At 66.7% G+C, this 14,177-nt stretch carries 15 protein-coding genes; 9 read left to right on the top strand and 6 right to left on the bottom strand.

The annotated features are described in order from the left end of the window. Positions 1–126 precede the first annotated feature (126 nt). The 5 genes from BZF57_RS13385 to BZF57_RS13365 all read left to right on the top strand — a co-directional run bounded on the left by BZF57_RS13385 (position 127) and on the right by BZF57_RS13365 (position 3,193). Positions 127–1,032 carry an SPFH domain-containing protein gene (locus BZF57_RS13385; protein ID WP_086738775.1) on the top strand — a complete coding sequence of 302 codons (906 nt, stop codon included), beginning with the start codon at positions 127–129 and terminating at the stop codon, positions 1,030–1,032. A gap of 10 nt (positions 1,033–1,042) precedes the next feature. Continuing rightward, entirely contained in the window at positions 1,043–1,258 is a 216-nt protein-coding gene (locus tag BZF57_RS13380) for a type II toxin-antitoxin system antitoxin (RefSeq protein ID WP_086738773.1), read from the top strand. Beyond that, entirely contained in the window at positions 1,251–1,577 is a 327-nt protein-coding gene (locus tag BZF57_RS13375; protein WP_086738771.1) for a hypothetical protein, read from the top strand. Before BZF57_RS13380 ends, BZF57_RS13375 begins: the two co-directional genes overlap by 8 nt. Positions 1,578–1,721: 144 nt before the next feature. Next, a complete protein-coding gene (locus tag BZF57_RS21125) occupies positions 1,722–2,099 on the top strand; it encodes a hypothetical protein (RefSeq protein ID WP_086738769.1) in 378 nt (125 codons plus the stop codon). A 104-nt stretch (positions 2,100–2,203) separates the two neighbouring features. After that, positions 2,204–3,193, top strand: coding sequence for a hypothetical protein (locus tag BZF57_RS13365; protein WP_086738767.1), 990 nt, complete (start codon positions 2,204–2,206; stop codon positions 3,191–3,193). A 9-nt stretch (positions 3,194–3,202) separates the two neighbouring features. On the opposite strand, the gene bchJ is transcribed toward BZF57_RS13365, so the two are convergent. The 4 genes from bchJ to hppD form a co-directional block, all read right to left on the bottom strand. Continuing rightward, the gene (bchJ, locus tag BZF57_RS13360) at positions 3,203–3,808 is read right to left on the bottom strand and encodes a bacteriochlorophyll 4-vinyl reductase (protein ID WP_143738500.1); all 606 of its coding nucleotides are present in this window, start codon (positions 3,806–3,808) and stop codon (positions 3,203–3,205) included. Continuing rightward, positions 3,798–5,411, bottom strand: a complete 1,614-nt coding sequence (gene bchE / locus BZF57_RS13355; RefSeq protein WP_086738763.1) for a magnesium-protoporphyrin IX monomethyl ester anaerobic oxidative cyclase — start codon at positions 5,409–5,411, stop codon at positions 3,798–3,800. The genes bchJ and bchE overlap by 11 nt, the downstream gene beginning before the upstream one ends. Positions 5,412–5,689: 278 nt before the next feature. Continuing rightward, positions 5,690–6,250 (bottom strand): VOC family protein, encoded by a 561-nt coding sequence (locus BZF57_RS13350; RefSeq protein WP_086738761.1) that lies wholly within the window; start codon positions 6,248–6,250, stop codon positions 5,690–5,692. A gap of 131 nt (positions 6,251–6,381) precedes the next feature. Continuing rightward, positions 6,382–7,497, bottom strand: a complete 1,116-nt coding sequence (hppD, locus tag BZF57_RS13345; RefSeq protein WP_206073263.1) for a 4-hydroxyphenylpyruvate dioxygenase — start codon at positions 7,495–7,497, stop codon at positions 6,382–6,384. 121 nt (positions 7,498–7,618) lie between these two features. Here hppD and BZF57_RS13340 point away from each other — a divergent pair, with 121 nt between their 5' ends. Both BZF57_RS13340 and BZF57_RS13335 read left to right on the top strand, forming a co-directional pair. Next, positions 7,619–8,161, top strand: coding sequence for a VOC family protein (locus BZF57_RS13340; RefSeq protein ID WP_086738759.1), 543 nt, complete (start codon positions 7,619–7,621; stop codon positions 8,159–8,161). Further along, entirely contained in the window at positions 8,161–8,799 is a 639-nt protein-coding gene (locus BZF57_RS13335; RefSeq protein ID WP_086738756.1) for a carboxymuconolactone decarboxylase family protein, read from the top strand. The genes BZF57_RS13340 and BZF57_RS13335 overlap by 1 nt, the downstream gene beginning before the upstream one ends. Before the next feature lie 142 nt (positions 8,800–8,941). On the opposite strand, the gene BZF57_RS13330 is transcribed toward BZF57_RS13335, so the two are convergent. Then, positions 8,942–10,468 carry an acetyl-CoA acetyltransferase gene (locus BZF57_RS13330; RefSeq protein WP_086738754.1) on the bottom strand — a complete coding sequence of 509 codons (1,527 nt, stop codon included), beginning with the start codon at positions 10,466–10,468 and terminating at the stop codon, positions 8,942–8,944. Positions 10,469–10,478: 10 nt separating this feature from the next. Further along, the gene (locus BZF57_RS13325) at positions 10,479–11,747 is read right to left on the bottom strand and encodes an acetyl-CoA C-acetyltransferase (RefSeq protein WP_086738752.1); all 1,269 of its coding nucleotides are present in this window, start codon (positions 11,745–11,747) and stop codon (positions 10,479–10,481) included. 117 nt (positions 11,748–11,864) lie between these two features. Between BZF57_RS13325 and BZF57_RS13320 the strand changes: the two genes are divergently transcribed. Next, positions 11,865–12,632, top strand: coding sequence for a crotonase/enoyl-CoA hydratase family protein (locus BZF57_RS13320; RefSeq protein ID WP_086738749.1), 768 nt, complete (start codon positions 11,865–11,867; stop codon positions 12,630–12,632). A 120-nt stretch (positions 12,633–12,752) separates the two neighbouring features. Continuing rightward, positions 12,753–13,916: an acyl-CoA dehydrogenase family protein gene (locus tag BZF57_RS13315; RefSeq protein WP_086738747.1), complete on the top strand. Its 1,164-nt coding sequence runs from the start codon at positions 12,753–12,755 to the stop codon at positions 13,914–13,916. Positions 13,917–14,177: the final 261 nt, after the last annotated feature.

The following is a 14,177-nucleotide window of genomic DNA, read 5'->3' as shown; positions in this document are numbered from 1 at the left end:
TTGCTACAGCCAAACCCCCCCCCGCGCCAAGTGATCATGCACAAGGCGCAATCCGAATCCGCTTGACGATCCCCTGCGGTGCTATAAAAATGATATCACAATTATATCGGGAAATGGAGATTCGTCATGTCATCTGTTGATACCCCCGCCCTCAATCGCAGCCGCGAGACCGCGGCTTCGACGCAGAGCGGCTATGTCATGCTGCTGGTCAGCCTCGGCCTCGTGGTCGTGGCGGGCCTGCTGTTCTTCCAGGCGACCGCAGGCGAGGGCCCGCCGGTCGGCGCGCTGCTGATCCCCGCGATCATCGCCGGGGTCGCGGGCCTGTTCATCCTCACCGGGTTCTACATGATCAACCCCAACGAGGCCGCGGCGATCCAGCTGTTCGGCGCCTACAAGGGCACCGACCGCAACGAGGGTCTGCGCTGGGTGCTGCCCTGGCTCACCCGCAGCAAGATCGCGGTGCGCGCCAACAACGTCATCAGCGAGAAGATCAAGGTGAACGACGCGCGCGGCAACCCGATCGAAATGGCGGCGCAAGTGGTGTGGCGCGTGACGGACACGGCGCAGGCTCTCTACGACGTCGACGACTACCGCGAATTCGTCACCGCGCAGATCGAGGCGGCGGTGCGCGCCATCGGCTCGCGCTACCCCTATGACGACATCGAGCATCTCGAGGTCACGCTGCGCGGCAACCACGAGGAAGTCAGCGCCGAGCTGCGCCTTGCGCTGATCGAGCGGCTGTCGGTCGCCGGGATCACCGTCGACGAGTGCGGCCTCACCCATCTCGCCTATGCCCCCGAGATCGCCGGGGCGATGCTGCGCCGCCAGCAGGCCGAAGCGGTGATCGCCGCCCGCGCCAAGCTGGTCGAGGGTGCGGTGACGATGGTCGAACTGGCGCTGACCCAGCTCAGCGAGAAGGACGTCGTCCAGCTTGATGACGAGCGCAAGGCGGCGATGGCGTCGAACCTGATGGTGGTGCTGTGCTCCGAACGGGACACCACGCCGGTGGTCAACGCGGGCTCGCTCTACTGACGAGCCCGTCATGACGGCCAAGAAAGCCTTTGCCCTGCGCCTCGATCCGGCGCTTCACGATGCGGTCCAGCGGCTCGCCGATGCCGAGCTGCGCAGCGTGAACGCCGAGATCGAGGTCTTGCTGCGCGAAGCGCTGGGGCGGCGCGGGGTGAAGGTGGATCGCACCGCCCCAGCCCGTCGCGGCCGTCCGCCGGCGCAGGCCGATGAAGGAAGTGACGATGCGTGATGCCGACAAGCCCTTTGTCCTCGTCCGCCGGGGCCGGTTCCTGTTCAATATCCGACCGCGCAATGCCCTGGGCTGGATGCAGATGGGTATCTGGATGGCCCTGTTCGCCCCCGCTGCCTACCTGTTCCAGCGCTATGCCGCCGGCCTTGCAGCGGGCGGAGCGCTGACCCGGGCGACCGTGATCTTCCTGCTGTTCTCAACACTCTGGGCGGCCGGCGGAATCGCCTGGATGAAGGCGCGCGCCGAGGTGATCGACGCGGGTCCTCTGTTGCACCCCAGCGACCGCGCCACACCCCGGAACGGACGCCGCCGACGCTGAGGGTAACTACCTAGGTGATTAAAAAGAGGATATAATTCGCATTCTTCACTTAGGTTAGATGACGTTCGGAGGGCTTGGTGCTAGTCGGCGCCCATCGAGGTCGAGGACCTGCACCAAAAATAAGGCAGGCCGTAGGAGTTTGAGATGCCCGCGGGCGACAAGCCATTCGTCATGTATCGGCGTGGGCCGATGCACTTCACCATCGTTCCCCGCGGCCCAAAGGGCTGGGCGCAGTTCGCGGTGTGGCTGGCGCTGCTGGTTCCTCTGGTCCTGTGGTTCACCGGTTACGTCGACAATCCCGACCATGCGGAGGATTTCGGTTCGGCGGTGTTCCTGTTCCTGTTCGGTATCGCGGGCTGGCTGATCTGCGGGCTTTGGTGGATGGGCTCCCATGCCGAAACGGTCGACGTCGTGGTGCTGCGGCGCGAGCAGCAGGCCCAGCGGCGCAAGCGCGAACGCCAGCTCCGGCAGGCCCAGCAGGGCCAGAACCAGCAAGGCCAGAGCGGCGGACAGAACGGATAGCTGCGCGTTCCCAGGCACCGGCGGGAACCCCGGGCTTGCGCGGCGGTTGACGGGCGTGGATGACAGGCGCCGTTAAAGGCTCCGCGCCGAAGGAAACCCCCGCGATGCCAAGGCCTGCGGCCCTTGCCCTGTCGATGCTCCTGCCCGCAGCCGCGCTTGCGGGCGATGCGGCGGCGCAGGAGTCTGCTGCCCCCCTCTCGAACATCACCGTCACTGCCGAGCGGGCGGCTCCGGCGGAGGAACTGGTGCTCCCGCCCGATCACATCATCACCGTCACCATCGACGGCCTGCCGCTCCGGCTGCTGGTGACGGCCGAGGCCTCGGGCCCGGCGGCGGTCAATCCCGAGATCGCCGCGCAGCTCGGCTGGGCCGGGACCTTCCGCATGATGTGGGATTTCGGCGCGGGCGATCCGCTGCGCTCGGACGGATTGTGGAAGGACGTCGATTTCGGCGGCCAGCTGAAAGCGGTGCCGGTGATGTGGAGCAAGAACCCGGCGAGCAACGTGGCGGACGGGGTGATCGGCATCCATAACCTGCCCTACCGCCGCGTGGTCTTCCCGCTCGCCGAAGCATCGGGCGAGCAGCACGTGCAGCGCTTCCCGATCGCGCAGATCGGCAGCGACCGGGCGCGGACGCTCGGCACCGAAATCGACACGGGCGACCGCCGGATCCAGGTGTACTTCGTGCTCGAACGCCCCGAAAACCTCGTCACCGCGCCCACCGCCAACTACCTCGCCACGCGCTTCGACGGGGGCTTCGAGCCGGGGAGCGAGGGCAAGGTGACGGTCGGCTTCGGCGTCGAGCGCCGCACCCGCGCGATGCGCCTCGCCCGCCCGCTCGAACTCGGCGACATGATGATCGACCGGTTCGCGGTCCGCTACGACGATCACGGCAAGGCCAAGTCCGTGGGCGAGATCGCTCCGAACGACCCGCGCTTCAACCCGCAAGAGATCATCGTCTCGCGCCGCAAGAAGAAGGGCAAGGCCGACTTCCTCACCCGCATCGGGCGCGCGCAGATCGCGCATTGCTCCTCGCTGACCTACGATCTGGCGGCGGGAGAAATCCGCCTCGCCTGCGGCCCCGCGCCGCACTGATCCGCCGCGCTAGGCCCGCGTGATGGCGAAGGCGCGGGCCATGTCGCAGGGCACGTCGGGCTCGGTCACGGTGCAGCGGCAGTCGGGGGCGACCAGTTCGCGGTAGAGCCGGGTGAAGACCGCCGCATACCACGCGAACAGACTCTCGGACGGTGGAAGTCCGTCGCCTGCGGCAGAGCGGTCGATGGTGAAGCGCCACGCGCCCTGCGGGGTGAAGGCCCCCGCCCCCACGAAGGTCCAGGCGTGCTTCCTGATCGCAGCCATCAGCAGCGGCGCGGCGACGCGGGCGGGCAGGCGGCGCAGCAGCCAGCACGCCGCGCGCGGGATGCGGTGGGCGATGATGTAATCCGCCGTCCGCGCGCCCGCCTCCTCGGCGATCACCAGCGCCCCCATCGGGTCGTGCAGCGCCAGCCAGCGATGGAGCCGCAGCGCCTCGATCTCGGGGATCATGTGCTCGCCCGAGGGGAGCCGCGTGATCTGCGCATCGGCGAGGATGGCGGCGGTCTCGGCATGGCCCAGCCGCTCCTCCATCACTTCGACCGCCTTCAGCACCGCGTTCGGCCCGATCAGCGCCTCTGCCCGGCGCCGTCCGAGAATGCGCGCCTCAATCGACATCGATCCGGTCCCGCCGGCGGTCTGCACCCCGCTGCTTCATCTGGGCGCGGACGGCCTCGCGGCGCTCCTGCGCCTGTGCGGCCCGGTCGGCGGCGGTCTCCCAGTCGCCCGCGGCATCGATCGCCGCGGCGCGGCTTTCATCGAAGTGGAACTCGACTTTCTTCTTGGTCTGCGGCCCCCAGTACCCCGCCTTGCCGAGATCGTAGAACGTCCGCTTGAACCCCGCGCGCAGGAAGGCCCACAGGCACCCGAGCAGATAGCGCCGCCGGAAGCCCGTCCCGCGCCACGGGTAATGGAACAGCGCCTTCCGCATGTAGAACCGCCGGTAGTTCTTCATCACCCCGTCGAGCAGCTCCCCGCGCTCCATCGCGGCGGGTTTCATGATCGGGGTGACGAAGTTGTACTTGCTGAAATCATGGACCTCGACCTGGTCCTTCAGCGTCTCGAACAAGGGCGTGTAGGGCCAGGGCGTATACATCGCCCAGTTGGCGAGATCGGGCTGCCAGTCCCACGCCATCTGGAAGGTGTCCTCGAGCGTCTCGGGCGTCTCGTTGTCCAGCCCGACGATGAACTGCGCCTCGACGAAGATGTCGGCATCGCGCAGCAGCTTGATCGCCTGCTTGTTCTCCTCGACCTTGGTCTCCTTGTTGAACCGGTCGAGCTTCATCTGCGCCGCCGCCTCTGTGCCGAGGCTGACATGGACGAGGCCCGCCTTGCGGTAGAAGGGCAGCAGTTCCTTGTCGCGGTAGATATCGGTGACGCGGGTGTTGATCCCCCACTTTACCTTGTCGGGCAGGCCGCGGTCGATCAGCTCCTGACAGAACTTGATGAACGTCTTGCGGTTGATGGTCGGTTCCTCGTCCGCGAGGATGAAGAAGCCGACGCCGTGCTTTTCGTGGAGCTCCTCGATCTCGTCGACCACGTCCTTCGGATCGCGCACGCGGTAATCGCGCCAGAACTTCCATTGCGAGCAGAAGGAGCAGGTGAAGGGGCAGCCCCTCGCCAAGTTGGGGATGGCGACGCGGGTGCCTAGCGGGATGTAGGTGTACTGGTTCCAGTCGAGCACATCCCAATCGGGCTTGATCGAGGCCATGTCCTTGATGGTGTCGGCAGCCTCGGTGGCGACGACCTGCTCGCCCTCGCGGAAGGCGAGGCCCTTGATGCTGCGGGCGTCCTGCGGCCAGCGGCCTTCTTCGATCGCGGTGAACAGTTCGACCGCAATCTCCTCGCCCTCCCCGCGCACGATCACGTCGATATGCGGGGCCTCGGCGAGCACCTGCGCATACATGAATGTCGCATGGATCCCGCCCAGCACCCGCACCGCCTGCGGCACGTGGAGCGCGGCGATCTCCAGCACGCGCTCGGCGGCGTAGATCGAGGGGGTGATCGCGGTGGTGCCGACCACATCGGGCTGGAGCGCGGTCATGCGCTGGCGCAGCTCGTCGTCCGACAGACCCTCGGTCATCGCGTCGATGAAGGTGATGTCGGTGAACCCGGCGCGCTTCAGCGGGCCGGAGAGGTAGGCGACCCAGGCAGGCGGCCACGTCCCTGCAATCTCGGCCCCGCCCGAGCGGTAGTTGGGATGGACGAACAGAATGCGCATGGGCCGACTCCCCCTTTTGGACGGTGCCAAGGTGGGGGAGTTGCGGCGCGGGGGCTTTGCGCTGGATCAAATGTTGAGGCGAGGGCAGCGCGTGGGGTCGTTTCACGCAGAGGCGCAGAGGAAGCAGAGGCGCGAAGATGTCGTGCGTGCCGAAGGCAATTTCATCATCTCCATCTTTGGCACTTTCCGCACCGTTCGAGGAAAAATGCGGCTTCGCCGCGGGCGAAACCCCTCTGCGCCTCTGCTTACTCTGCGCCTCTGCGTGAAACCCTTAAGCCTTACTTCGCCGCGTGTTCAGCGCGGGCAATCTCGTGCAGCCAGTCGGCGTGGCGCGGGGCTTTCTTGGTCTGCGACCATTCCTCCAGCATCACCGGAGCGACGCGGGCAAGTTCGGCGTATTGCTCCGCCGTTCCGATATCGGCGGCGAGTTCCACGCGGTGGCCATTGGGATCGAAGAAGTAGATCGACTTGAAGATGCCGTGATGCGTCGGGCCGAGCACGTCGATCCCCTGCGCTTCGATATGCGCCTTGGCCGCCAGCAGCGCTTCCTCGGAAGGCACCTTCAGCGCCAGATGCTGCACCCACGCGGGCGTGTTCGGGTCCTTGCCCATCTCCGGCTGGTTCGGCAGCTCGAAGAAGGCGAGGATGTTGCCGTTCCCCGCATCGAGGAAGATGTGCATGTAGGGATCATACTCGCCGGTCGAAGGCACGTGATCCTCGGCAAAGGCGGTGGTGTAGGTCATGCCGAGCACGCGGGCGTACCACTCCACCATCTCCTTGGCGTCCTTGCAGCGGTACGCGGCGTGGTGGATGCCGGCGAGGTTCACGGGGTGGGTCATGCTTTCATTCCTCTCCACTCGTCATTGCGAGGAGCCGAAGGCGACGCGGCAATCCATGGCCTGAGGGTGCCTCTTGCCGCGAGGCCTGTCCATGGATTGCTTCGCCTGCGGCTCGCAATGACGAAGCTGAATTACTCCGCCGGTTCCTCGACGTTCAGCACGCCGCGGATGATCTGGTCGCGCTCCATGCTTTCGAACAGGGCCTTGAAGTTGCCCTCGCCGAAGCCCTCGTCGCCCTTGCGCTGGATGAATTCGAAGAACACCGGCCCGACCTGCGCCTGCGCGAAGATTTGCAGGAGGAGGCGGGGGCTGCCGCCCTCGGTGGTGCCGTCCAGCAGGATGCCGCGCATCCTGAGCGCGTCCACATCCTCGCCGTGGCCGGGGAGGCGTTCGGCGAGCATCTCGTAATAGGTCGCAGGCGGCGCGGTCATGAAGGGCACGCCGAGCTTTTGCAGGCGGTCCCAGCAGGCCACCAGATCGTCGCAGATCAGCGCGATGTGCTGGATGCCTTCGCCGTTGAAGGCGCGCAGGAATTCCTCGATCTGGCCCTTGCCGCCTTCGCCCTCCTCATTGAGCGGGATGCGGATCTTGCCGTCGGGCGCGGTCAGGGCCTTGCTGGTGAGGCCGGTATACTCGCCCTTGATGTCGAAGAAGCGGATTTCGCGGAAGTTGAACAGGGTCTCGTAATAGTCGGCCCAGTACTTCATCCGCCCGCCATAGACGTTGTGAGTGAGATGATCGATGGTGTGGAAGCCCGCGCCTTCGGGGCGACGCTCGACACCGGGCAGATATTCGAAGTCGATGTCGTAGATGGTAAGGCCGTTGCCGCCAGCCGCGCCCTCGTAGCGGTCGACCAGATAGAGGATCGCCCCGCCGATGCCGCGGATCGCGGGGATGCGCAGCTCCATCACGCCGGTCTGCACCGCGACGGGCTCGGCTCCCTTGGCGATGAGGTGGTCATAGGCCTTGGCGGCATCGCGCACGCGGAAGGCCATGCCGCAGGCCGAGGGGCCATGCTCGCGGGCGAAATACCATGCGGCCGAGCGCGGCTCGTAATTGGCGATGAGGTTGATGCCGCCCTGCCGCCACAGGTGCACGTCCTTCGAGCGGTGCTGCGCGACGCGGGTGAAGCCCATCGCCTCGAACACCGGCTCGAGCACGCCCTTCTCCGGCGCGCAGAATTCGACGAATTCGAACCCGTCGAGGCCGGCAGGGTTGTCGAAGAGGTCGTGTGTGGGCGCGTTCATCGGCAGGGTCCCCGCTGGCGAGATAGTTTCAATTGAAACCATCTACCCGAAATGGCCGATTCGCGCAAGCATTGCCAGCCGCGCGGGATCGGGGCAGTCTGGCGCAAAAGGGGAGAGCGAGATGGCAGGCGCAACCGGAATCCGGACGATCGGCATCAACCACATCGCGCTGGTGTGCCGCGACATGGCGGAGACGACGCGGTTCTACACCGAAGTGCTCGGGATGCCGCTGTTCAAGACGGTGGAGCTGCCCGACGGGGGCCAGCATTTCTTCTTCGATTGCGGCGGCGGCAATGCGGTCGCCTTCTTCTGGTGGAAGGACGCGCCGCCCGCCGCGCCGGGGATCGCCTCGGTGCGGAAGTTCCCGTTCGACGCCAAAACCGCGGTCGGCTCGATGAACCACCTCGCCTTCACGATGGAGGAGGCCGAGCTGGAGGCGGCGCTGGATCGCTTGCAGGCGGCGGGCGTGCCGCACACGCACATGGTGTTCAACCACGACGACAGCCCCTCGGGCTATGCGAAGGAGACGCATGAGGGCGTGTTCGTGCGCTCGGTCTATTTCACCGATCCCAACGGCATCATGCTGGAATTCGCCGCGACCACCCGTGCCTTCGGGCCGGAGGATGTGCGCCACGCGCCCGCCACTCTGGCGGAGGAAGCCTGATGCCGCGCCTTCGGGAAGTGCCGCTGGCCGAGGCCGACGCGAAGGTCGCCGCCCCGCTCTACGCCCAACTGTTCGGGGAGCGCGATCCCGTGGCCGAGCCAGGCACCGCCACCGGCACGCGCGGCGACTGGTGGACGGCGTTCGCGAACTCCCCCGACACGCTGCGCCACGCCGCGCAGGGCTTTGCCTATTACCGCTCGCCGGAGCGGAAGCTCGATCCGGTGATGCGCGAGCTGGGACAGACCTGGGCGGGGTGGGCGACGGGCAGCCAGTTCGTGTTCTCGCAGCACTGCAAGTCGTTGCGCGGGCTGGGGGTGAGCGAGGCGAAGATCGCGGCGCTTCCGGTGTGGCAGACGTCGGACGTGTTCGACGCGAAGGAGCGCCTTGTCCTCGCCTATGCCGACCGGCTGGTGTGCCACGGCGGGCGCGTGCCCGACGCGCTCTTCGCCGAGCTGAAGGCGGCGTTCAGCGACGAGGAAATCCTCGAGCTCACCTACATCACCTGCCTCTACCACATGCACGCCATCATGAGCCGCGCGCTGCGGACCGAGTTCGACGATCGCGACGATCCGGTGGTCGAGGTGGCAGCGCCCGAGGGCTTCGATGCGCTCGATTTTCTGGGCGGGGCCAGGCGCTAGCGTCTCCCCTCCCGCCTGCGGGAGGGGGCGGGGGTGGGGCGAGGCCAAAGGCCTCGCACGTGGCTTGGCGTAGGCCCACCCCGCTGCGACTAGGCGGCAAGCCGCCAAGTCTCGCTCCCCTCCCGCAAGCGGGAGGGGGAAACTAGGCGACCCGACCCACAGTCCTTCCCCGCTCGTCCTGCTTCAGCGACAAGCGCTTGCCGAAAGGCTCGCCGCTTTCGAAAGCTTCTGCCGTCGCCGTATCCGTAAGATCGGCATTGCCCACCACCCGCTCGCCCGCGTCCGAGCGGCCGATGAAGATCGCTTCGGCGCCTTTGGGGCCGCGGTTGATGGTGTAGGTCTCCACCGTGGCGCTATCCACCGGCCCCTTCGCCACCGGAACCTTGTCGGTCGCCTTGGGGAGCACGGCGAAGCGGTCGTTGCCGCTCCAGTCGGCGGGCTCGGTCGAGTAGATGCCGGTCGCATACTTGCTCATCCAGCCGCCATTCGCACCGACCAGCGCGTAGGAACCGCGATCTCCGCGCACCCGCTGCACCGCTTCGGCGATGGCGTGGGCCGAGTAGTTGTTCCCCGCCCCGCCGAAGAACGGCAGGCCGCCGGTGAGCGTCAGCCCGCGCGGGTCGTCCGCCGACAGGCCGAAGTGATCGCACTGGTTGAACACGGGGATCGCGAAGCACGAGTAGAAGTCGAGATAGGCCATGTCGCCAATCCCCTTGCCCGCGCGCGCCAGCGCCGCATCGACGGATGCGAGGCTCGCCGGGTTGCCCGCGAGGTCAGGCCGCTGCGAGAGCTTCAGCTCGGTCGCGGCGGTGACGGCGTGGATGTGGACCCACTTGTCCTCCGGCACGCCGAGTTCGCGCGCGAGGCCCGCCGAGGCGACGATCACCGCTGCTGCCTGATTCACCTGATCGCGCGCCACGGTCATGCGCGGATAGGGTTCGGCGACGATGCGGTTGCGGTCGGTGACGGTGGCGAGTTCCTCCGCCGTGCGCTCCACCGGAGCCGCCGAATGCGGGTTCGCCGCCGCAACGCGCGTGAAGGGCGCGAACAACCGGCCAATTTCGAGCCGGTATTCCTCCAGCCCCATGCCCAGCCGGTGCCGCCGCGCGTTCTCCGCGAGGGCATAGAGCGGGATCGCCCCGCTTGCGCCGTGCATGAACAGGGTCGGCTCCATGAGTTCCTCGACCCCGAAGCCCTGGTCCTCGAAATCGCCGGGCACATCTTCCGACCAGTCGGGGATCTCGCCCTTTGCCGTCAAAGCCAGCACGGTCGAGATCGCCTCGCTGCCGACGATAACCGCACACCGACTTTCGCCCGCAGCGATGGCGGACGCAAACTCGCCCACCAGCTGCTGGTTGGTCTGGCCGCCGGTGGTGGTGAGGATCGCGCGCTTGGGATCGGCCCCTACGCGCTTGGCAATCGCGCGCGGCACATTGCTTGCCGCCCCGAAAGGCGGCTTGCGATCGGGCCGCGACATTTCGAAGGCGCGGATCGCGGCGAGGGTGTCGATGGCGCCCGCCACCGACCCGCTCGCCCCTGAATCCGCAATCGCCGCCCCCAGCGCCCGTCCGGCGAGGTCCATATAGGAGAGGGCTTCGTAGCCGGGCTCGCCGACCCTCTCCGAATATTGCCCGACCCCGATGATGACGGGCGTGTTGTCAGCGATCATGTGTGCAGCCTCAGTCGACGAAGCCGTCCACGCGCTCGACGATGATCGCCGGGGCCATGCCGCCCGCCGCGCACATCGTCACGAGGCCATAGCGGCCGCCGCGACGCTCCAGCTCGTCCACCACGGTGCCGATCAGGATCGAGCCGGTCGCGCCGATGGGGTGGCCCAAGGCGATCGAACCGCCGTTGACGTTGACCTTGTCCCAACCCAGCCCGAGGTCGCGCATGAACTTGGCCGTCACCACCGCGAAGGCCTCGTTGATTTCGAACAGGTCGATATCGTCGACGGTCAGGCCTGCCTTTTCCAGCACCTTCTTCGCCGCCGGGACCGGGGCGTTGAGCATCAAGGTCGGGCAATCGCCCATGTTCGCGGTCGCCACGATCCGGGCGCGTGGGCGCAGACCGTTCTTCTCGGCATATTCCTTCGAGCACACCAGCACCGCCGCCGCGCCATCGACCACGCCCGAGGAATTGCCCGGCCCGTGGAAGTGCTTGATGTCGACATCGGGGTATTTCTGATTGACCATCTGGCGGAAGGTCGGCTGGCCTTCGCCCATCGACATGTCGGCCATCTTCTCGAACGAGGCGGGCAGCGTGCCGAGCACCTCCATGGTCGTGCCAGGCTTCGGGAATTCTTCCTTGTCGAGCACGACATTGCCATCATCGTCCAGCACCGGGACGAGCGACTTGTCGAACCGCCCTTCGGCAATCGCCTGGGCGGCGTTTTTCTGGCTCATGAAGGCGACCATATCGAGCTCTTCGCGGGTGAACCCCTCGATCGTCGCGATCGCATCGCCGCAGATACCCTGCTGCGATTGCGGGTGCACCTTCGCCAGCCGCTGATTGTGACTGCCCATCACGCGCGGCGGCAGGCCCAGATGCATACGTTCCTTCGCCATTTCGGTGGTCAGACTCATCATTTCGGTGCCGCCCGCGACCACGCAGTCTTCCATCCCGCTCATCACCAGCGCCGCGGCAAGATTGACCGCGGTGATCCCGCCGCCGCAGAAGCGATCGAGGGTCATGCCGCTCGACCTCACGTCGTAGCCCGCATCGAGCGCCGCCATCCGGCCCAGATCGCCGCCCTGCGCGCCTTCCTGGCTCGAGGTCGACCAGACCACATCGCCCACGGTCGAGGTGTCGAGATGATTGCGTTCGGCAATCGCCTTCAGCACGGTGGCGGCGAGGTGCTGCGGATGCATGTGGGCGAGCGCGCCCTTGCCGACCTTGCCGATCCCGCGCGGGGTGCGCACTGCGTCGATGATGTAAGCTTCGGCCATGGTGATCCTCTCTCGTTTCTAGCGAAATTGCGGTTGACGTGTCCGTAAACCGACTGCACCAGTGGCACAAGGATTGCGTTTCGAAACGTAATCACATTTTCGATAGGAGAGAGAGCTGTGAGCGATACCCCCGAGGTGCTGACCGAAGTGGAGGACGGCGTCCTCATCGTCACCATCAACCGTCCCGATGCCAAGAACGCCATGACCCGCGCCGCGGCCGAGGGAATCGCTGCGGCGATGGACCGGCTGGACGCGGAAGACGATCTGCGCGTCGGCATCCTGACCGGCGCGGGCGGGACGTTCTGCTCGGGGATGGACCTCAAGGGCTTCCTGCGCGGCGAGCGCCCGACGGTCGAAGGCCGCGGGTTCGGCGGCGTGGTCGAAGCGCCGCCCAAGAAGCCGCTGATCGCTGCGGTGGAGGGCTATGCGCTGGCGGGAGGCCTCGAGCTGATGATCGCCTGCGATCTCGTGGTCGCCAATGCGGGCGCGAAGTTCGGCATTCCCGAAGTGAAGCGCGGCCTTGTGGCGGCAGCGGGCGGCGTGATGATGCTTCCCGACCAGATCCCGCAGCGCGTGGCGATGGAGCTGGCGCTGACCGGCGACTTCATCGACGCGCCCCGCGCGTTCCAGCTCGGTCTGATCAACGAAGTGACCGAAGGCTCCGCGCTCGATGCGGCGAAGGCGCTCGCTGCGCGGATCGCGGCCAACGGGCCTCTGGCCGTCCGCGTGTCGAAGCAGATCGTCAAGGAATCGCGCGGCTGGGCGATGGATGAACGCTATGCCAAGCAGGGCCAGCTGATCGGCCCGGTCTTCGTCAGCCACGACGCGCGCGAGGGCGCCGCCGCCTTCGCCGAGAAGCGCAAGCCGAACTGGACCGGCAAGTAAGCCGGTCGTCGCGGGGGTCTCGCCCGGCACCAGACGGAGCCAGACCCCCTCCAGACCCCGGTCAGACCCCTTCAGACCCCCGTTGCTCGGGGGTTTCACGTGAAACATCAGGAGAGAGACATGTCCGTCCTCAACGTCCCGCAGCCCGCCTTCATGGAAGACGAGGAAATCGCGATTTTCGCCGACGCGGTCGGCAAGTTCTACCAGCAGCACGCTCCGCAGAAGCGCGTCGACAAGTGGCGCGAGGATGGCCAGGTCGAGCGCGAATTCTGGCGCGAGGCGGGCGAGGCCGGCCTGCTCGGCGTCTCGGTGCCGAGCGAATATGGCGGCCACGGCGGCGATTTCCGGCATGACCTCGTCGTCATCGACCAGCAGGCCAAGCACGGCGTTGATGGATTTGCCGCCTCGCTCCACAACACGGTGATCCTGCCCTACCTCGTGCGCCACGGCACCGAGGAACAGAAGCACAAGTACCTCCCCCGCCTCGTCTCGGGCGATCTCGTCAGCGCGATCGCCATGACCGAACCGGGCGTGGGCTCGGACCTCCAGTCTATCACCACGACCGCGGTGAAGGACGGCAACGGCTACCGCATCAGCGGCTCGAAGACCTATATCTCGAGCGGCCAGATCGCCGACTTCATCATCGTCGTCGCCAAGACCGATCCGAACGAGCGCGCCAAGGGTATCTCCTTGATGTTGCTGGAAACTGAGGGCGCCGAAGGCTTCCAGCGCGGACGCAAGCTCGACAAGATCGGGATGGACGCGGCCGATACCTCGGAGCTGTTCTTCGACAACGTGTTCGTGCCGGCCGAGAACGTGCTCGGCGGGGTCGAGGGCAAGGGCTTCTACCAGCTGATGGGCGAGCTGCCGCAGGAACGCCTGATCATCGCCGTGGGCGCGATCAACGGGATCGAGAAGGCGCTCGAGACCACGATGGACTATGTCAAGAACCGCAAGGCCTTCGGCCAGACGATCTGGGACTTCCAGAACACGCAGTTCGTGATGGCCGACCTCAAGGCCCGCAGCACCGCGGCGCGCGTCTTCGTCAACGACTGCATCGCGCGCCACCTCAAGGGCGAGCTCGACGTCGCGACCGCCTGCATGGCGAAGTACTGGGTGACCGAGCTGCAGGGCGAGGTCGTCGACAAGTGCCTGCAATTCCACGGCGGGGCCGGGTTCATCAACGACTACCCGATCGCGCGCATGTACCGCGACAGCCGCATCACCCGCATCTTCGGCGGCTCGAACGAAGTGATGAAGATGGTGATCGCGAGGGGTATGTAAGGGAGTCTATGTGAGCGCAGCCGCCTCCGCGGCTGCGTCCTCGCTAGACAGCCTTCGCTGCGCTACGGCCCCGCTGCGGGCGGCCGTTCGGCCTTGCGGTCGCTAGAGCGACCGGAACAGCGCGAAGATCGACTTTGGAAAAGGCGGCCCCGCAACGGGCCGCCTTTTTCGTGCCAGCCCTCACCTCACTGTAAGCGCTGGTTCGACGCCGAAGGCGTCGCGAGCGCACGCGCGCGAGCCGCAGGGGCCCGGAGCGCAGCG

This window comes from Erythrobacter colymbi (genome assembly GCF_002155685.1).
Lineage (GTDB): Bacteria > Pseudomonadota > Alphaproteobacteria > Sphingomonadales > Sphingomonadaceae > Erythrobacter > Erythrobacter colymbi.
The sequence above is the reverse complement of the archived record's forward strand: the minus strand, read 5'-3'. Positions and strand labels throughout refer to the sequence as shown.